The sequence below is a fragment of the Neisseria shayeganii 871 genome, assembly GCF_000226875.1.
Lineage (GTDB): Bacteria > Pseudomonadota > Gammaproteobacteria > Burkholderiales > Neisseriaceae > Eikenella > Eikenella shayeganii.
Map to the genome: position 1 here is coordinate 1,486,592 of NZ_JH164926.1, position 18,425 is coordinate 1,505,016.

Sequence of the window (18,425 nt, forward strand, 5' to 3'; positions counted from 1 at the left end):
TTTTACATTGACCGGCTAAGATATTATCTGAAGGACTTGGCATATTTGTCTGCAGAATCGGCAACGCCAAACTTGACGCCCGGCATCGGCAATTTTTCAGGCAGCTGAATCTCTTGCCGCCACACCTCATCCAGCTTGGGAATATCGTGGATGCCTGTACCGAACGGCACGGCCAAGCGTTGGGTCAAGGTGCGGCGGTTGTCGCCTTCGCCGTCTCCATTGGCCAAGCCTGCGTGATGACCGGCGATGCAAAACGCCATCAGTCTGCCCTGCAAGCCCCAGCGCTCAAAGGCGATTTTTGCGCCAGCCGTGGCATGGTCCACCGATGGGCCGCCATGCAGGCGGCGGTTAAACTCCGGCGTGTATTTGCCCAAATCGTGCAGTTGGCCGGTGTAACGCGCCATTTCCTGCGCGCCAAAAAAAGCGGCAAACTCTGCGGCCGTATCACCCACATTGTGGGCATGGCTGCGCATGGTTTGCCAGTATTCGTAAGGTTGGTTTTCGGCGGAATGGGCGTAGTAAGTTTGGATAGGCTGAACAACCATGACGAAATATTCCTTGTAGAATAATTTTTATTTTCGTTATTTTAAGTTAATAAAATTTATAAGAGTAGATATACCACAACGCTGCCAGTAAGTGTGGCTGCTATCTTCTCAATCCCCAACTTGCTCACTGAATCCTCCTCTTTCTTCTTAAGAACGAAATTTCAAGCAAATAGGCCGGATCACAAAAATCCGCTAAAATAAGCGTTTTTCGTTTTCAGGTAGCCTCCGCTTCCGACACAGCTCTATCAGGATCACGATATGCGCACCGCCACCGTTACTCGCAACACCAACGAAACCCAGATTACCGTTTCCCTCAATCTCGACGGCTCCGGCCGTGCCAAATTCGATACCGGCATCCCGTTTTTGGAGCACATGCTGGACCAAATCGCCCGCCACGGCCTGATTGATTTGGACATCCACTGCAAAGGCGATCTGCACATCGACGACCACCACAGTGTGGAAGACATCGGCATCACCCTCGGCCAGGCATTGAAGCAGGCGCTGGGCGACAAAACCGGCATCCGCCGCTACGGCATGAGCTATGTGCCACTGGATGAAGCCTTAAGCCGCGTGGTGTTGGATTTGTCCGGCCGCCCCGGTCTCACCTACAACATCGAATTCACCCGCGCCATGATCGGCCGCTTCGATGTGGATTTGTTCAGCGAATTTTTTCACGGCCTGGTGAACCACAGTATGATGACCCTGCACATCGACAATCTGCGCGGCATCAATGCCCACCACCAAGCCGAAACCGTCTTCAAAGCCTTCGGCCGCGCCCTGCGCATGGCGGTGGAACACGATCCCCGCATGGCCGGCAAAATGCCCTCCACCAAAGGCACACTCACTGCATGATCTGCGGCCGCAACACAACAAAGGCTACCTGAAATCCTGTTTCAGGTAGCCTCAAACTTCAGCCACTACGGTTTGCTATCCCGACACCGCATCCGGTACACCAACCTTTATTACAGCTTGCCCAAGCTGCCCGAACCCCGTTTCAGGTAGCCCGTATTCCTCATGATCGAAATCAAAAACCTCTCCCTGCAACGCGGCTTGAAAGTTTTGCTCCAACAAGCCCAAGCCCAAATCACGCCCGGCCGCCGTGTCGGCCTAATCGGCAAAAACGGCAGCGGCAAATCCAGCCTGTTTGCCCTCATCAAAGGCGAAATCGTGGCCGATGGCGGAGACATCCGCCTGCCAGCCGGCTGGCGTTTGGCCTCCGTTGCCCAAGAAACACCCGCTCTGGAAACATCCGCACTCGATTATGTATTGCAGGGCGACGCCGAACTGCAACACTGGCAATCGGCCTTGCAAAGCGCAGAACAAAGCGGCGACGGCATCCGCATGGCCGAATGCCATGCCCGTCTCGAAGAAATCGGCGCCTATACCACCGCCGCCCGCGCAGCCAAACTGCTCAGCGGCTTGGGCTTCAGCCAGGAAGAACACGGCAAACCGGTCAGCGCTTTTTCCGGCGGCTGGCGGATGCGCCTGAACCTCGCCCAGGCCTTGATGTGCCGCGCCGATCTGCTGCTGCTCGACGAACCCACCAACCACTTGGATTTGGAAACCGTATTGTGGCTGGAGAACCATCTGGCCGCCCTGCCCTGCACCCAAATCATCATCTCGCACGACCGCGACTTCCTCAACGCCGTCACCACCCACACCATCGAGCTGGCCGGCCAGAAACTGGAAAGCTACGGCGGCAACTACGATTTCTACCAACAGGAACGCGCCCAAAGGCTGGCACAACAGCAGGCGGCCTACAGCAAGCAGCAAGCCCACATCAAACACCTGCAATCCTTCATCGACCGCTTCAAAGCCAAAGCCACCAAAGCGGTACAGGCCCAAAGCCGCATGAAAGCCCTGGCCAAACTGGAGCGCATCGCACCCGCCCATTTAGACAGCAGTTTCTCCTTCTCTTTCGAGCAGCCCGAACACCTGCCCAATCCCCTGCTCAAGCTGGATCAGGTCGATTTGGGCTACGGCGGAGAAACCGTGCTGCACAACACCAACCTGTCGCTGGAAAGCGGCGCCCGCTACGGCCTGCTCGGCGTCAATGGCAGCGGCAAATCCACCCTGATCAAAGCCCTTTCAGGTAGCCTTACCCCGCAAGCCGGGCAGATCATCCGCGCCGACAAACTGAACATCGGCTATTTCGCCCAACACCAGCTCGACATCCTGCGCGAAGACCAAAGCCCCGTCTGGCATATCCAACAGCTCTCGCCCGACGTGCGCGAGCAGGACATCCGCAACTTCCTCGGCGGGTTCAATTTTGTCGGCGACATGGCCATGCAGCCCATCGCCCCGTTTTCCGGCGGCGAAAAAGCCCGTCTGGCCTTGGCCATGATCGTGTGGCAGAAGCCCAACCTGCTGCTGCTCGACGAACCCACCAACCACCTCGACTTAGACATGCGCCACGCCTTAACGCTGGCCTTACAAAGCTTCCAAGGCGCCCTAATCGTGGTGTCGCACGACCGCAACCTGCTCGAAGCCACCACCGACCAATTCCTCCTCATCCACCAAGGCCGCCTACAAACCTTCGACGGCGACCTCAACGACTACCGCCAATGGCGTTTGACCCAAGAGCAGACCGCCGAACAACCCGCCGCTTCCGCCGCCGGACAAAGCCGCAAAGACAACAAACGGCTGGAAGCCCAGCTGCGCCAAGAACGCACCCGCCGCTGCAAACCGCTGCAGCAGAAAATCGAGCGGGCCGAGCGCGAAATAGCCGAGCTCGACCGGCAACGTCAGGAAAGCGAAGCCTTTCTGGCGCAGGAAGATGCCTATACGGAACACAATAAAGCCAAATTGCAAGAACACTTAGCCAAGCTGGCCGCGCTCAAAGTACAATTAAACGGCTTGGAAGAAAACTGGCTGCTCTGGCAGGAAGAACTGGAGCAGACCCGGCTGGCGGTTGAGCAGGAATTTGCCGCCACCGGCTTAAAATAAAAGGGAAAACAAAATGAAAACATCTGTTTTGCTGGCCTTGTGTGTGTTGCTCAGCCTGCCTGCAACCGCAGCTGTGTACGAATGCGGCGACGGCCGCTACAGCAACAAACCCGGCCCCGGCTGCCGGTCTGCCGATCTGCCGAAAATCGGCTCCTACAGCAGCGAACGCCCGCGCCCGGTGCGGCAGCCGCAGGCCGAAACCGCTGCTGCGCCCGCCCCGCAGCGCGCCGCCGCACCGGTACGCACGCCCGCCGCTTCACAACGCGCCGCTTACCAGGCGCCTGCCGCCCCCGTGGTCGCCCCACCCACCACGCGCACCAACAGCGGCCGCCGCATGATTCTCGAACAAGAGCTGGCCAACGAACGCCGGGCGCTGGCCGATGCGCAAAAAGCGCTCACCGAAAGCCGCACCCTGCCACGCGGCAACGGTGCCGCCTACGCCGCCCACCAGGCCCGCATCAACAGCCTACAAAGCGATGTGCTCGACCGCCAACAAAACATCCAAGCCTTGCAGCGCGAATTGAGCCGGATGTAGTGCAAAACTCCGCCCGCAACCTTCGCTCATGACATCTCAATACCAACAGGCTACCTGAAAACGAGCTGCGCGAGTTTCTGCGTAGCTAAAGCGTTTCAGGTAGCCTGAGACCTTTGCAAAACCCCCATCTGCGGCGCAGTTCTGCGTTGTGCGTTTATGCCCTATGGGTACTGCTCGCTCGCTTGCCTATCGTGTGATATGTCTGCGCTCGCTGCGCTGCTACGCCTTGAACTGCATCCACATCTGGGGGTTTTGCAAAGGTCTCAGCCTGTTTGCCGTAAAAGCCCGGTTTAACCGCGCAAATCCAAAGCCACAAAAACTTTGCTGTCGCCTCGGCGCACCAGCAAGGCCACTGTGTCATGCGCCTCGCCCAAAGCCCGAAGGAAGCTTTCCTTATCGTGCACCGGCTGGCGGTCCACCATCAACACCACATCGCCGCGACGCAAGCCGGCGCGCTGGGCCGGTCCGCCGGCCTGAATCACCGCCAAACCCTGTGCCGTGGGCAGCAACTGCAAACCAGCCTGTTCAACGGCAAAACCGCCGCCCTCGCCTACGATATATTCCGGCAGGCTTTCACGCGCAGACAGGGTATGATTCTCCTGGCTCGCGGCCAACACCACAGCCACATCCTGCTGTTTGCCGTCGCGCCAAATGCCCAAAGTCAGCGTGGTGCCGGGCGGCATCATGCCCACCAACACCGGCAAATCATTGGAGGACTTAACGGCTTCGCCGTTCACGCTCAACACAATATCACCGGGCTTCAAGCCGGTCTGGGCCGCCGGCCCGTCCGGCATCACCTCGGCAATCAGCGCGCCGTTGGCCGATTCCAAACCGAAAGATTTGGCCAAATCGTAGCTGACTTCCTGAATCACCACGCCGATGCGTGCACGCTGCACCTTGCCGGTGGTACGCAGTTGTTCGGCCACACTCATGGCCACATCAATCGGAATCGCAAACGAAATGCCCATAAAACCGCCGGACTGGCTGTAAATCTGCGAATTGATGCCGACCACCTGCCCTTTCAGATTAAACAGCGGGCCGCCCGAATTGCCGGGGTTGATCGCCACATCGGTTTGGATAAACGGCGTCATATGGCTCTCGTTCGGCAGGCTGCGGCCCTTGGCCGACACAATGCCTGCCGTCACGCTGTTGTCGAAACCGAAAGGCGCACCGATTGCCGCCACCCATTCGCCCACGCGCAAGGCTTTCACATCGCCTACTTTTACCACCTGCAGGTTCTGTGCGTCGATTTTCAGCAAAGCCACATCGGATTGGGTGTCCGACCCCACCAACACGGCCCGGTACTCGCGCCGGTCGTTCAGCACCACTTTAATGTTGTCCATGCCGCTCAGCACATGGGTGTTGGTCAGAATATAGCCGTCGGGGCTGATGATGAAACCGGAACCGAAATTGTGATTGTCTTCTTGCTCGGCAGGATCGGCGTGCGGCTGCAGCCGCTTGAAAAACTCGTAAAACGGATCGTTCTCCGGCAGGCCGTCCAGAGGCATTCCGGTGTCGGCCATGGCCTGTTCGTCGCGGGAAGCTTGAATACTGACGACTGCGCCCCCCTCCTGCTCCACCAGTTTGATAAAGTCCGGCAGCAGCATGGTGGCGGTGCCGCCTTGTCCGTCGGGCACGGCAACGGTTTGCACCAATACCTCGGACGCAGCCTGCTCATCATGACCGCCGCCGCAACCGTGCAGCAGAAAAACGGCGGCTAAAGCCAGTGCGGAATAAGGAAAAACAAATTTCATGGCAATTTCGGCAGTGTATGATGAAAATCAAAAGGGAGCGGATTGTAACGAAATTTTTAAAAAACCGCCAGCGATACCAAATGCTTAGATGGCTTTCAGGTAGCCTAAAAAGCCTTTTCCAAAGCAAAACGGGGCACCTCGCCCTCAGGCGTGGCCACCGGCTCGAGAAACAGGGTCACAGGCCGCACCCACAAACCGTAATCGCCATACAGGGCACGATACACCACCAGCCATTCCTCGCTTTCCGAGTGGCGGGCCACGTCCAATACTTCGTACCGCTTCCCTTTATAATGTCGGTAAATGCCCCGCCTTATTTTGCTCTGCACGTTTTTCCTTCCTTGGTTTACAATCAGACCCCCGCCCAATGCGCGAAACACGGCCGTAAAAAAAGCAGGCCGTGCCTGCTTTTCCCTCAGCGGAGATTAAACCGCTTGAATATTGGCGGCCTGTTTGCCTTTCGGGCCGGTGGTCACATCGAAAGAAACTTTTTGACCTTCTTTCAGAGTCTTGAAGCCGTTCATATTGATGGCTGAGAAGTGGGCGAACAAATCTTCGCCGCCTTCGTCGGGAGTGATGAAACCGAAACCTTTGGCATCGTTAAACCATTTAACAGTACCTGTTGCCATAGAAAAAATCCTATTCTGAATAAAACAAAAACAAAAAAGCAAAGCGGCAGAGCAGGTAAACGACAATATCCGTAAGGTGGCTTAAGCTGCTTGTTCTGAAAAAACTTTCAAGCTGCCTGGTTTGCGGAAGACTTTTTACCTAGCTTCCCAACTCTAGTCAAGCAATGTTTGAATGAAAAGTTAAAAATAGCAAAAAAAACACAGAAAGATGATTTTCTTCCCATATATTGCCTTCATCGGCGTGTTGCCGCCCGCCGTTTTCAGGTAGCCTTCCATCGTTTCTTTTATATATATTTTCACCCAACACCCGCACTACTCTAAATATCAATATGCCCGCCCCCCATACCGACACCACCCGGCAACAAGACCGGCTCGAACAACACACGCCGCCGCCCAAACAATACGGCGTTTTTCTGATTAACGACGACTACACCCCCATGGATTTCGTGGTCGGCATCCTGCAAGACATTTTCCGACTGCCCGAAGAACGAGCCGTGGCCGTGATGCTGCAAGTACACCACGAAGGCAAGGGCCTGTGCGGCATTTATCAGAAAGACATTGCCGAAACCAAAAGCCATCAAGTGCACAGCCGGGCCAAGCAGGCCGGCCATCCGCTGCTCAGTACCGTCGAGGAGGTTTAAACCGTGCTTTCCGAACAACTCGAACACATCCTGCAAATCACCTATGCCGAAGCCCGCGCCCGGCATCACGAATTCATCGGCATCGAACACTTGCTGCTGTCGCTGATCCGCGAAGACCGTGATGCGGAAGCCGTGCTGCAAGGCTGCGGTGTCAATCTGACCCTACTCGGCAAACAACTGGCCGAAAGCATTGAAGAAAACACCCCGCTGCTGCCCGAAGCCGCGCTGCCGCGCACCGAAACCGAACCTACCTTAGGCTTCCAGCGCGTGATGCAACGTGCCATTCTGCACGCCCAATCGGCCGACCAACGCCTGGTGCGGCCGGTGGACGTTTTGGTGGCCATATTGTCTGAAAAAAGCAGCCATGCCGTGTATTTCCTTGATCTGCAAGGCGTTGGCCGCAGCGAAGTGCTCAACTACATCGCCCACGGCATCCGCCCCGATTCGGAACAGGACAAGCAGGAATCGCCCAAAAACGAAGCGGGCGAGCCGGCCGAAGACACGCAAAACGCCTTGGGCAAATACACCGTCAATCTCAACGAAGAAGTCCGCGCCGGCCGCATCGATCCTCTCATCGGCCGCCAAGCTGAAATGGAGCGCCTGCTGCAAACCCTGTGCCGCCGCCGCAAAAACAACCCGCTGCTGGTGGGCGAAGCCGGCGTGGGCAAAACCGCGCTCGCCGAAGGCTTGGCATACCGGCTGGTTCACGGCGACATCCCCGAAGCCCTGGCCGGCAGCACCGTTTTCGCCCTCGACATGGGCGCCCTTTTGGCCGGCACCAAATACCGCGGCGACTTCGAAGCCCGCATCAAAGCCGTACTCAAACAACTGGCCGACACCGACAACGCCATTTTGTTCATCGACGAAATCCATACTATCATCGGCGCCGGCAGCACTTCCGGCGGCACGCTGGATGCCTCCAACCTGCTCAAACCGGCCTTGGCCAAAGGCCAGCTGCGCTGCATCGGCGCCACCACCTACAGCGAATACCGCACCATTTTCGAAAAAGACCACGCCCTCAGCCGCCGCTTCCAGAAAATCGACATCAACGAACCCAGCGTGCAGGAAACCGTACAAATCCTCAAAGGCCTCAAACCCGCCTTCGAAGCCTTCCACCAAATCCGCTTCAGCCCCAACGCCCTGCAAGCTGCGGCCGAGCTGTCGGCACGCTACCTGAACAACCGTTTCCTGCCCGACAAAGCCATCGACCTCATCGACGAAGCCGCCGCCGCCCAGCGCATCCTGCCCAAATCCAAGCAGCGCAAAACCATAGACAGCGCCCAGATTGAAGCCGTGGTGGCCAAAATCGCCCGCATTCCCGAAAAAACCGTTTCCCAAGACGACAAAGAAACCCTGCGCCACTTGGAACGCAACCTCAAGAGCATGGTATTCGGCCAAGACGCCGCCATCGAAGCGCTTGCCGCCGCCATCAAAATGTCGCGCGCCGGCTTGGGCCACAGCGACAAACCCATCGGCAGTTTCCTGTTTTCCGGCCCCACCGGCGTGGGCAAAACCGAAGTGGCGCGCCAGCTGGCCTACACCCTAGGCGTGCCGCTGCACCGCTTCGATATGTCGGAATACATGGAACCGCACGCCGTGGCCCGCCTCATCGGTGCGCCGCCCGGCTACGTCGGCTTCGAACAGGGCGGCCTGCTCACCGAAGCCGTCAGCAAACAGCCCTTCTGCGTGCTCCTGATCGACGAGTTGGAAAAAGCCCATCCCGACATCTACAACATCCTCCTGCAGGTGATGGACTACGGCACGCTCACCGACAACAACGGCCGCAAAGCCGACTTCCGCAACGTCATCATCATCATGACCACCAACGCCGGCGCCGAGAGCCTCAGCCGCCCCACGCTGGGCTTTACCGCCAAACGGCAGGCCGGCGACGAAGGCGAAGCCCTCAAGCGCACCTTCAGCCCCGAATTCCGCAACCGCCTCGATGCCGTGATTGCCTTCGCTCCGCTGGATGGCGAAATCATCGCCAAAGTAACCGACAAATTCCTGCTGGCCTTGGAACAGCAACTGCTCGACAAACAGGTGGAAGCCCGCTTCACGCCCGAACTGCGTGCCTATCTGGCCGAAAAAGGCTTCGACCCGCACTTGGGCGCCCGTCCGATGCAGCGCCTGATTCAAGACAAAATCCGCCGCGCCCTGGCCGACGAGCTGCTGTTCGGCCGCCTGAGCAACGGCGGCGAAGTGTTGATCGGCTACGATGCCGAGCGCGACAGCGTGACCCTCAGCATCCGCGACACCCCACCCGCCGCGGCCAAAACCGCCGGCGAAACCGCTCCCTCTGTTTAATCCTGACCGCACAGGCTACCTGAAACCCATCCTTTGATTGAGATTGCTAAAATATTAAGGTTTTTACTACCATAAAACGCTTATTACAGTAGAATGAAGGCTCCCAAACGTCTACAAGGAGAAAGCACCGTGATGCACAAAATACCCATATTGGCCGCCCTGCTGATTGCAGGCAGCGTGCAGGCTCAAAACGCTGCCCAGCAGCAGATGAACCGGGCAGCACAAGAGAGACTCCGGCAAGATATTTATCATCACCACATTCGACCCGGCCTGCAAACCCCTGCTCAAAACGGCACCAATCAGGGCGGCGTACGCATTACCGGCTATTATTATTTCAACGACGCCCGCCATGTCGCCTTTGCCATTGGCGCACAGCCGCACCGCGAAGAGCGGCATCGTGCAGGCCACCGCATCATCGACAGCCGCGCGGCCAGCTACGGCACCAATGCCGCACGCGGCGAACCCAATCTCGAACGGGTGCGGCACGAAACCTTGCAACGCTGCGCAGACGATGCAAACAGCCGCTGCCGCATCATTGCCGAAGCGGGCAACAGCTGCGTGGCGGTGGCGGAAGGTTTTGCCCATCCCTCAGGCAATCAGATCAACCGCTACCGTGCCGACGGCGAACTCTACCGCCGCTTCTACGTTGCACACTTAAGCGCGGAGGAGCGCGGCAATCCGCAAAGCGCAGTGAGTGATGCGCAAGTAACGGCCTGGCGGCAGATGCTGGCCGCCCGCGCGCGGCAGATGTGCCAGGCGGATCGCGCCCACCCCGTGCATGAGTGCCAACCGCTGAAAGAAGTGTGGGCCATGTGCGGCATAGACAGTGTGGCGCGTGGCGCCACGGGAGTGTATCAATGAAAAAGAAATGGTTTATCGGTTTATTGACAGCGTTGAGCGTATTCGCCCTTTCCGGCTGCGCCGCGACGGTCGGCCACAGCAGCCCCGACCATGTGCGCCTGAATCCCATGCATCAAGTGGGTGCCGATGGCGATGTGTGGGAGTGCAAAATGGGCAATTGCCAAAAAATACGCTGAAATCGTGGTTTCACCATGATGAAACGCTAAGCATTGCAGCATGTTCCTGCTAGCCAAACTGAGATTTGGTCCTAGTGAACCACGAAAATGCTCGCAAGATGCCCGATCTTGCGGGCATTTCCATTGCTCCGCAGAGGGCGATGCCCCCGGTGGGGAAGTTCTCCCATACCGTCTCCACGCTTTCTGACAACACGCTCCGAATAGCCCTTCCCCTTTTACCACCGCCCATGACCCCAAACAATTTCTCCCCGCAAGACCACGCCCATATGCGGCACGCCCTCGCCCTCGCCGAACAAGGGCGTTTTTCCACCTCGCCCAATCCCCGCGTCGGCTGCGTAATCGCCCTCGGCGGGCAAATCATCGGCCAGGGCTTCCATCTGCGCGCGGGAGAACCGCACGCCGAAGTGCACGCCCTGCGCCAAGCAGGAAGCGCCGCCCGCGGCGCCACCGCCTACGTTACCCTCGAACCCTGCGCCCATCACGGCCGCACCCCGCCCTGTGCCGCCGCCCTCATCCAAGCCGGCGTGGCCCGTGTGGTGGCCGCCATGCGCGACCCCAATCCCCTGGTGGCCGGTAAAGGCTTGGCCATGCTGCGCGAAGCCGGTATTCAGGTAGCCTGCGGTTTGTACGAAGCCGAAGCCCGCGAGCTCAACCGCGGCTTTCTCTCCCGCATCGAACGCGGCCGCCCCTTCGTGAAACTGAAAACCGCCGCCAGCCTGGACGGCAAAACCGCGCTGGCCGACGGCCGCAGCCAATGGATCACCGGCCCCGCCGCCCGCCAAAACGTGCAAACCCTGCGTGCAGAAAGCTGCGCCGTGCTCACCGGCGTCGGCACCGTGCTGGCCGATAACCCGCGCCTCAATGTGCGCAGCTTCCCCACCCTGCGCCAGCCGCTGCGCATCGTGCTCGACAGCCGCCTGCGCACGCCCGTACACAGCCACCTCATCCAAGACGGCCAAGCCACCCTCATCCTCACCGCCGCCGAAGACGACGGCCGTTTCGCCGCCTTCCCCGCCGTTCGCCTGCACCGCCTCCCCACAGATGCCGACGTTCGGCCTTCCCTTCCCGCCCTGCTCGCCTACCTGGCCGAACAAGGCATCGGCGAGTTGATGCTCGAAGCCGGCCACACCCTCCACACCGCTTTTCTGGCCGCAGACCTGGTGGACGAAATCGTCTGCTACCAAGCCCCCAAAATCCTCGGTCACAGCGCCCGCGGCCTGTTCGGGCTACCTGAAAACCCGGACGTGCTCAGCCGTGCGCCCCAATGGCAAACCCGCAGCGTCGAGATGCTCGGCGACGACATCAAATGGGTGCTGCGGCGGCGGTCTGATCCGGCTTGAACCCATGCCGGAGGCACGGCCAGAGACCTTTGCAAACCCCCATCTGCGGCGCATTTCTGCGTTGTGCGTTTATGCCCTATGGGTACTGCTCGCTCACTTGCCTATCTATATGATATGTCTGTCCCACAGGGATTCCTGACGTTCACGCTCGCTGCGCTGCTACGCCTTGAACTGCATCCACATCTGGAGGTTTTGCAAAGGTCTCGGCCAACCGCTCCGCTCCGATTCGGCAAAAACATTGCCGGCAGACATGGAAGCAGCGGCTGCGGACAAGCCGAAACGCAAAAAAACTTCAAGCAAGCTGCAGGCACAGCTTGCTTGAAGTTTTTTGTGGCCGGAAACCGCTTACAGATACACGATTTCGCCGCTGCGGCCTTTGCTTTCCGCGCTCTGCCAATACACGAAAGCCGGCGCGATGTCGCTGAGTTTGCGGCGTTCGCTGTTGGCTTCGCCGGGATGGGTTTTCAGGCGCTGCGGGGAGTTGACGGCGCCGGGAATCAGCACATTGGCGCGCATATTGGGAAAACGCGACCATTCGTCGGCCACCACTTTGCACAAATAATTCAATGCCGCTTTGGAGGCGCCGAAACCGCCCCAATAAGCCTGCGGGGTTTCGCTGTGGCTTTCGCCCACAAACACCACGGAAGCGTCTTCAGAAGCCTGCAAAAGCGGCAGGAAGGCACGGGTCAGGCCCATGGGCGCAACGGTGTTGATGCGGTATTGGTTGACCCACTCGGCCACGGTTTGGAAATCCAGCGGCGAGAGGGCGTAAAAATAGGCGGCGCTGTGGATGATGCCGTCCAAGCGGCGGCCGGTGGCTTCCGCCACAGTGGCGGCCAGCTGAGCAAATTCTTTTTCTTCCGCAGTCAGCAGGTCGAACACCACGGCATAAGGCTCCGGCCAGCCGGCGGCCACGATTTCGTCGTACACTTTTTCCAGCTTTTTCTGATGGCGGGCCACCAGCACCACGGTGGCGCCTTCGGCGGCACAGGCACGGGCGGCTTCGGCGCCGATGCCTTGCGAAGCGCCGGTGACCAGAATCACTTTGTTTTGCAGTTTCATAAACGGGTTTTCTCGCTACGGTAGGGAATCCAGTGAAAACAGGGTGGTGCCGGACAGGCTGAGACCTTAGGGCAGCATCATAACATTGCCGGGCCCAAACGCGCCCAATCGGCCATCAACAGGGCCGCGGCCTGTTCGCCGCTTTGCACGGCCGCTTCCAGCGTGGCCGGATAGCGCGGGTGCAGATAATCGCCGGCCAGATAAACGCGCTGCTGGCGCAGCCAGGCCTGCGGAACGGCGGGTGCGGAGATTGCGGCGGCGGACGTGGCGCGTTTTTCGGTCAGCGCAAAGCCGGCCAGCGGTTCGCCCAAATCGGGACAAACGCGCAGCACGTCGCGGTGCACCCGTTCTATCCATTGTTCGCGGCTGAGCGCGCCGTGCTGTTCCGACAACGAAATCACCGCCGACAACTCGTGCCAACCCATGCCCAGGGCGTGGCGGTCGATCAGCCATTGCGCGGTACCCTCGGCCAAGCCGGTCATCGGCGCGGGCAGCTTCGGCGCCTGCGCATAACGCAGATAAACGGTGGTGATGGCGTGATAGCGCAGCTGCGACAAGGCATCATGCACCTCGGCCGGCGTACCTGCGGGCAGCAGGGCGGGCGCATGATAAGGCGCAGCCGCCACCACCACCGCATCAAAGGTTTCGCCGGCCAGCTTCAGGCTACCTGAAAGGCCGATTTCCGGCGCACCGACCCGGGTTTGCAGCCGCAGGCGCACGCCGTGTTTGGCCAAACGGCGGCACAAGGGCGCCACCAAAAGGCTGCCCAAATCGCGCCGCGGCAGCAGCATATCGCTGCCGGTTTTGCTGTGCCACACGCCGTCGCGCAGCACATTCTGCAAACGCCACAAAGCGGCCTGCTCCAAATCGGTGTTCATCGCGCCCCAAACCAAGGGCTGCCAGAACATCTGCCACAAATGGCGCGACACCTGCTGCTGTCGCAGCCAGGCCGCCACGCTCATGTCGGGCGACGCCGAATAACTTTGCAGCGCGCGCATCTGGCGCAGCAAAGCCAACCGGCCGCCCTGCCCCGCGCCTTTGGCCGTCAGCACGCCGGCCAAGAGATGAAACGGAGCCGGCAGGTTTTTGGCGGCGAAAGAGAGGCCGCCGTGCATCCGCCACTGCATCGGCAAACGCAGAAAAGCATCTTCTTCAGCCACGCCGCAGCGCGCCAGCAGGGCCAGCACCTGACGGTAGGCACCGAGCAAAATATGCTGCCCGTTGTCCAGGCGGGCAAAGCCGCTGCCTTCGCCGGCCAGCGCACGGGCGCGGCCGCCGGCGGTTTTGCCGGCTTCGAATACGGTAACTTCGGCGCGGCCGCACAACTGCTCGGCCGCCGCCAAACCGGCCCAGCCGGCGCCGATAACGGCGATATTCGGTTTGCGTTTCACGGTTGGAACCCCATGAGCCAGGTTTTCAATGCCAAACGGATTTTGCGCGGTTTGGGAATCGCCAGCTTGTAGCGCAGCACATTGGCGGCGCCGTCGCGCTCGATTTCGTTCAGCAGCGCGTAATAAATCGCCGCCATGATGAGGCCGGCACGCTGGTTTTTCCGTTCTGCCGCCGGCAGCAGACGCACGGCTTCGCGGTACGTTTCCCGCGCACGGGCTACCTGAAAAGCCATCAGCTCGGCAAACTGAGGGCCGGCGCGGCGCTGCAGGATGTCGGCCGCCGGCACTTTGAAGCGCTGCAAATCCTCCACCGGCAGATACAGCCGGCCCATGGCGGCGTCTTCGCCCACGTCGCGGATGATGTTGGTCAGCTGCAGGGCGAGGCCCATTTTGTCGGCATAGGCCAATACCGCCGGATCGCGGAAACCCAAAATGCGCGCAATCAGCCGGCCGACCACGCCCGCCACGCAGTGGCAGTATTCGGCGAGCGCGGCAAAATCGGCGTAACGGCGCGGCTGCACATCCATTTCCATACCGTCGATGACGGCGGCCAATTCGCTTTCAGGTAGCCCGTATTTCGGCGCTTCCATCCGCAAAGCCTGATGCACGGGGTGTTCGGGCACGCCATCGGCATGAAAGGCTTTGGCCAGATCCTGCCGCCACCAAGCCAGCGTCTGCGCCGCCACATGGGCATCGGAGCAATCGTCGGCCACATCGTCCAGCTCGCGGCAATAGGCATAGAGCACCGTCATCGCGCGGCGTTTGTCGGCGTTGAGGAAGCGGAAGCCGGCCAGAAAACTGGAGCCGCTGGCAGCGGCTTTGTCTTCGCAGTATTGGTAGGGCGTCATAATATTCGTGAAAAAAGCAGGCTGAGACCTTTGCAAAACCCCCATCTGCGGCGCATTTCTGCGTTGTGCGTTTATGACCTAGGGGTACTGCTCGCTCGCTTGCCTATCGTGTGATATGTCTGTCCCACGGGGATTTCCGGCGTTCACGCTCGCTGTGCTGCTACGCCTTGAACTGCATCCACATCTGGGGGTTTTGCAAAGGTCTCAGGCTGGGTCGAAACATATATCAAGGCCGGCTTTGCCGGCCTGAAAGCGGCGGGTCGCTTTCAGGTAGCCTGCGGATACGGGCGGCGTTTATTCCTCGCTGCGGCTTTGACCCAACACGCTGTGCTCCACCAAGCCGGCGCGGATGCCGGTTTGGTTTTTGCCGTCGGAGAGGCGTTGCAGATAGGCTTCGTCGATGTCGCCGGTGGCGTAGCAGCCGTTGAAGCAGGAAGAATCGAATCCTTCGATGGCGGGGTTCAATTCGCGGATCACGTTTTCCAAATCGGCCAAATCCTGAAACACCACGCCGTCGGCTTCGATTTCGGCGGCAATCTGCTCGGCGGTGCGGCCGTTGGCAATCAGTTCGGCACGGGTGGGCATGTCGATGCCGTACACATTGGGGTAACGCACCTCGGGCGCGGCGGAGGCGAAATAGACTTTTTTCGCGCCGGCCGCCCGCACCATTTCCACAATCTCGCGGCTGGTGGTGCCGCGCACAATGGAATCGTCCACCAACAGCACCGATTTGCCGGCAAATTCGTATTCCATGGGGTTGAGTTTCTGACGCACAGACTTTTTGCGCGTGGCCTGGCCCGGCATGATGAAGGTGCGGCCGATGTAGCGGTTTTTGATCAGGCCTTCGCGATAGGGTTTGCCCAAATGGTGGGCCAGCTGCATGGCGCTGGGGCGGCTGGTATCCGGAATCGGCATCACCACGTCGATTTCATCCAAATTCAGGCTGCGCTTCACTTTTTCCGCCAGCGTCACGCCCATATTCAAACGCGACTGGTACACCGATACGCCATCCACCACCGAATCGGGGCGGGCGAAATACACGTATTCAAACAAACAGGGCAGTAAGCGCGGGCGCTCGGCGCATTGGCGGCTGTGGAAACTGCCGTCGAAGCCGACAAACACCGCTTCACCGGGCGCAATGTCGCGCTCCAGCTCGAAACCCAAGCTGGGGAAAGCCACCGACTCGGACGACACCACATAGGCGGTGCGCTGGTCGGCATCGGTGTGTTTGCCCAACACCAAGGGGCGGATGCCGTTGGGGTCGCGGAAGGCCAGCATGCCGTAGCCCGCAATCAGCGCCACCACGCCGTAAGCGCCGCGCACTTGGCGGTGCAGGCTGGCGACGGCGTCGAAAATATTGTCCACGCTCAAAGTGGCGCGCCCCTGCACCGCTTGGCGCAGCTCGTGCGCCAGCACATTGAGCAGCACTTCGGAATCGGAGCCGGTGTTGATGTGGCGCAGATGGCGGTGGCACAGGTTTTGATACAGCTCTTCGGTGTTGGTGAGGTTGCCGTTGTGGGCCAAAACAATGCCGAAGGGCGAGCTCACGTAAAACGGCTGCGCTTCGGCATCGTTGCCGGCATTGCCGGCGGTGGGATAACGCACATGGGCGATGCCGGCATGGCCGGTGAGGTCGCGCATATTGCGGGTGCGGAATACGTCGCGCACCATCCCCTTGCCTTTATGCATATGGAACATGCTGCCCTCGGCGGTTACGATGCCGGCCGCATCCTGCCCGCGGTGCTGCAGCACCTGCAGACCGTCGTAGAGCAACTGGTTGACCGGCTCGAAAGCCACCATACCCAAAACACCACACATAATAAACTTACTCCGTCGATAAAGGCTGATAGTGGATCTGCTCGGCCACGAAAGGCGGCAGATAAGGCACGGCCAAGCTGGCCAGGCCTTCAAAAACAAAGGCGGTTTGCGAATCGCGCCATTCGGGGCTTTGCGGCAGCTCGGTGAAAGCACAGGCCAACACCGCCACGGTTACCGCCAACACGCCTTTTAGCGCGCCGAACGCCGCGCCCAGCAGGCGGTTGGCACCGTCCAGGCCGACCGCCCGCACGCCGGCAGACAGCACCGACTGCAACAGCATCATGCCGAGGCGGACCGCCAAAAAGACCAAAATAAAAGCAGCCACCACCGCCAGCGCAGGCGGCTCGATGCTGCGCAACCCGGTATCGGCCACCGGCACGGCCAAGAAGCGGGCCGCAATAAAGGCCGCCACCCAAGACAGCAGCCCCACCAATTCGTGCAACACGCCGCGAAACAGGGAAATCAGGGTGAAAGCGGCCACCGTACCCAAGGCCAAATAGTCAAACAGCGTCATCAGCGTTCCAACAGCATGCCGTCCAAGCCCTGCGCTTTAATCTTGCCCAAGGCCTGATTGGCGGCGGCGGCAGAAGGGTAAGAGCCGGTGCGCACGCGGTAAAGCCGGTTGCCGTTGCTTTCGGAAGGCGCCACATAGGCGCTCACGCCGGCATCGGCCAAGCGTTTCTGCACCGCCCGCGCCTGCTCTTCGCTGGTGTAGGCGCCCACTTGGATCACGGTGCGGCGCGGCTCGCTGCGGCCGTTGAGGATGTCTTGCGGGTCCGAGCGGCCGGATTCGGCTTGGCGGGCGGCGCGGTTATTCAAAATTTCTTCCGGGCTCAAACCGGACCAGCTGTTCTTCGACGGTTCGCGGCGCTCGGGGCTACCTGAAGCGGCTTGCGCCGGACGGCGGGCGGGAGACTCCGCCTGTTGGCGGCGCTCGCGCTCACCCGCCGGTTTGGCGGTATTCTGACGGCGGCCTTCTTCGGCCTGCTGCGGGCTCGGCGGGCGGGCGGCACGGCTTTCGGCCGGCTTGGGCGTTGACTGGGCGGCAGGTTGGGGAGATTCGGACTTCGGCGGTTCCGTTTTAGCCGGCGGCGCCGCGCTTTCCTCGCGCGAAGCAGGCGCTTTGGCAGGCGGCGCATCGGCCGGCTTGGCCGCTTCGCGCGGGGCGGGCGCCGGTTTGCTTTCCGGCGGGGTCGGCGCTGTTTTGCCGGTCAGCGGATTGGGCAACACGGTTACCCGGGTCTGTTTGCCTTCGTCTCGCTCTGCGCTGTCCGCAGGCGGCACCGGCACGGCGGCTTCAGCCGCATCCCCAACGGTTTCGCTTTCGGAACGCGCCGCCGCTTCTTCGGCATCCGCCGGGGCCACCTGAACGGCAGGGGCAGACACTTCCGCCCCCCCGTCGCTCACCGTAATGCTGCCCGGCGCATCGGTGTTTTCACTGCCGCCCAACACTTTGGCCAGCAGCAGGGCGGCAATGCCGGCCATCAGCAAAGCGCCCACCAAGCGGCGGCGGTTTTTGCGCTTCATCTGCTCGTATTCTTCCAAGCGGCGCAGGCGGGGGTTGTATTGGGGCGGCAT

Annotated in this window: 16 protein-coding genes and 4 pseudogenes; 10 read left to right on the forward strand and 10 right to left on the reverse strand. The window is 60.2% G+C overall.

Annotation, left to right across the window (positions count from 1 at the left end):
- Positions 1-71: 71 nt before the first annotated feature.
- Positions 72-545: pseudogene (locus tag HMPREF9371_RS06805) on the reverse strand (CRISPR-associated endonuclease Cas3''); the annotation flags it as partial.
- A 261-nt stretch (positions 546-806) separates the two neighbouring features.
- Between HMPREF9371_RS06805 and hisB the strand changes: the two are divergent.
- The 3 genes and pseudogenes from hisB to HMPREF9371_RS06820 all read left to right on the forward strand — a co-directional run.
- A pseudogene (gene hisB / locus HMPREF9371_RS06810) lies at positions 807-1,397 on the forward strand (imidazoleglycerol-phosphate dehydratase HisB); the annotation flags it as partial.
- A 162-nt stretch (positions 1,398-1,559) separates the two neighbouring features.
- Complete coding sequence (locus HMPREF9371_RS06815; protein WP_009119276.1) at positions 1,560-3,491, forward strand: ATP-binding cassette domain-containing protein; 1,932 nt, start codon at positions 1,560-1,562, stop codon at positions 3,489-3,491.
- A gap of 13 nt (positions 3,492-3,504) precedes the next feature.
- Positions 3,505-4,026, forward strand: a complete 522-nt coding sequence (locus HMPREF9371_RS06820; protein ID WP_009119277.1) for a hypothetical protein — start codon at positions 3,505-3,507, stop codon at positions 4,024-4,026.
- A gap of 290 nt (positions 4,027-4,316) precedes the next feature.
- Here HMPREF9371_RS06820 and HMPREF9371_RS06825 read toward each other — a convergent pair whose 3' ends face one another.
- The 3 genes from HMPREF9371_RS06825 to HMPREF9371_RS06835 form a co-directional block, all read right to left on the reverse strand.
- A complete protein-coding gene (locus tag HMPREF9371_RS06825) occupies positions 4,317-5,780 on the reverse strand; it encodes a DegQ family serine endoprotease (RefSeq protein WP_009119278.1) in 1,464 nt (487 codons plus the stop codon).
- 104 nt (positions 5,781-5,884) lie between these two features.
- Positions 5,885-6,106, reverse strand: coding sequence for a DUF1653 domain-containing protein (locus tag HMPREF9371_RS06830; RefSeq protein WP_156787002.1), 222 nt, complete (start codon positions 6,104-6,106; stop codon positions 5,885-5,887).
- Positions 6,107-6,202: 96 nt separating this feature from the next.
- Positions 6,203-6,406: a cold-shock protein gene (locus HMPREF9371_RS06835; protein WP_009119280.1), complete on the reverse strand. Its 204-nt coding sequence runs from the start codon at positions 6,404-6,406 to the stop codon at positions 6,203-6,205.
- 329 nt (positions 6,407-6,735) lie between these two features.
- On the opposite strand from HMPREF9371_RS06835, the gene clpS reads away from it, so the two are divergent.
- The 6 genes and pseudogenes from clpS to HMPREF9371_RS13480 all read left to right on the forward strand — a co-directional run.
- Positions 6,736-7,047 (forward strand): ATP-dependent Clp protease adapter ClpS, encoded by a 312-nt coding sequence (gene clpS / locus HMPREF9371_RS06840; RefSeq protein ID WP_009119282.1) that lies wholly within the window; start codon positions 6,736-6,738, stop codon positions 7,045-7,047.
- Between the two features lie 3 nt (positions 7,048-7,050).
- Complete coding sequence (clpA, locus tag HMPREF9371_RS06845) at positions 7,051-9,351, forward strand: ATP-dependent Clp protease ATP-binding subunit ClpA (RefSeq protein WP_009119283.1); 2,301 nt, start codon at positions 7,051-7,053, stop codon at positions 9,349-9,351.
- 129 nt (positions 9,352-9,480) lie between these two features.
- The gene (locus HMPREF9371_RS06850; protein ID WP_156787003.1) at positions 9,481-10,212 is read left to right on the forward strand and encodes a hypothetical protein; all 732 of its coding nucleotides are present in this window, start codon (positions 9,481-9,483) and stop codon (positions 10,210-10,212) included.
- Entirely contained in the window at positions 10,209-10,388 is a 180-nt protein-coding gene (locus tag HMPREF9371_RS06855) for a hypothetical protein (RefSeq protein ID WP_009119285.1), read from the forward strand. Before HMPREF9371_RS06850 ends, HMPREF9371_RS06855 begins: the two co-directional genes overlap by 4 nt.
- A gap of 227 nt (positions 10,389-10,615) precedes the next feature.
- Positions 10,616-11,728 (forward strand): bifunctional diaminohydroxyphosphoribosylaminopyrimidine deaminase/5-amino-6-(5-phosphoribosylamino)uracil reductase RibD, encoded by a 1,113-nt coding sequence (gene ribD, locus HMPREF9371_RS06860; RefSeq protein ID WP_009119286.1) that lies wholly within the window; start codon positions 10,616-10,618, stop codon positions 11,726-11,728.
- 4 nt (positions 11,729-11,732) lie between these two features.
- Positions 11,733-11,938, forward strand: a pseudogene (locus tag HMPREF9371_RS13480) (hypothetical protein); the annotation flags it as partial.
- A gap of 135 nt (positions 11,939-12,073) precedes the next feature.
- Here HMPREF9371_RS13480 and HMPREF9371_RS06865 read toward each other — a convergent pair.
- From HMPREF9371_RS06865 to hpnD, 3 genes are all read right to left on the reverse strand, one after another.
- Entirely contained in the window at positions 12,074-12,790 is a 717-nt protein-coding gene (locus HMPREF9371_RS06865; protein ID WP_009119288.1) for an SDR family oxidoreductase, read from the reverse strand.
- Positions 12,791-12,867: 77 nt separating this feature from the next.
- Positions 12,868-14,181 carry a hydroxysqualene dehydroxylase HpnE gene (gene hpnE, locus HMPREF9371_RS06870; protein WP_009119289.1) on the reverse strand — a complete coding sequence of 438 codons (1,314 nt, stop codon included), beginning with the start codon at positions 14,179-14,181 and terminating at the stop codon, positions 12,868-12,870.
- Positions 14,178-15,029 carry a presqualene diphosphate synthase HpnD gene (gene hpnD, locus HMPREF9371_RS06875; protein ID WP_040660317.1) on the reverse strand — a complete coding sequence of 284 codons (852 nt, stop codon included), beginning with the start codon at positions 15,027-15,029 and terminating at the stop codon, positions 14,178-14,180. Before hpnD ends, hpnE begins: the two co-directional genes overlap by 4 nt.
- 30 nt (positions 15,030-15,059) lie before the next feature.
- On the opposite strand from hpnD, the pseudogene HMPREF9371_RS13485 reads away from it, so the two are divergent.
- Positions 15,060-15,279: pseudogene (locus HMPREF9371_RS13485) on the forward strand (ATP-dependent exonuclease).
- A 44-nt stretch (positions 15,280-15,323) separates the two neighbouring features.
- Here the strand turns inward: HMPREF9371_RS13485 and purF are convergent.
- From purF to HMPREF9371_RS06890, 3 genes are read right to left on the reverse strand one after another with little or no spacing between them, the layout of a single operon-like run.
- Positions 15,324-16,847 carry an amidophosphoribosyltransferase gene (gene purF, locus HMPREF9371_RS06880; RefSeq protein WP_009119291.1) on the reverse strand — a complete coding sequence of 508 codons (1,524 nt, stop codon included), beginning with the start codon at positions 16,845-16,847 and terminating at the stop codon, positions 15,324-15,326.
- A gap of 7 nt (positions 16,848-16,854) precedes the next feature.
- Positions 16,855-17,361 carry a CvpA family protein gene (locus HMPREF9371_RS06885; protein WP_009119292.1) on the reverse strand — a complete coding sequence of 169 codons (507 nt, stop codon included), beginning with the start codon at positions 17,359-17,361 and terminating at the stop codon, positions 16,855-16,857.
- Positions 17,361-18,425 carry an SPOR domain-containing protein gene (locus tag HMPREF9371_RS06890; protein WP_009119293.1) on the reverse strand — a complete coding sequence of 355 codons (1,065 nt, stop codon included), beginning with the start codon at positions 18,423-18,425 and terminating at the stop codon, positions 17,361-17,363. The genes HMPREF9371_RS06885 and HMPREF9371_RS06890 overlap by 1 nt, the downstream gene beginning before the upstream one ends.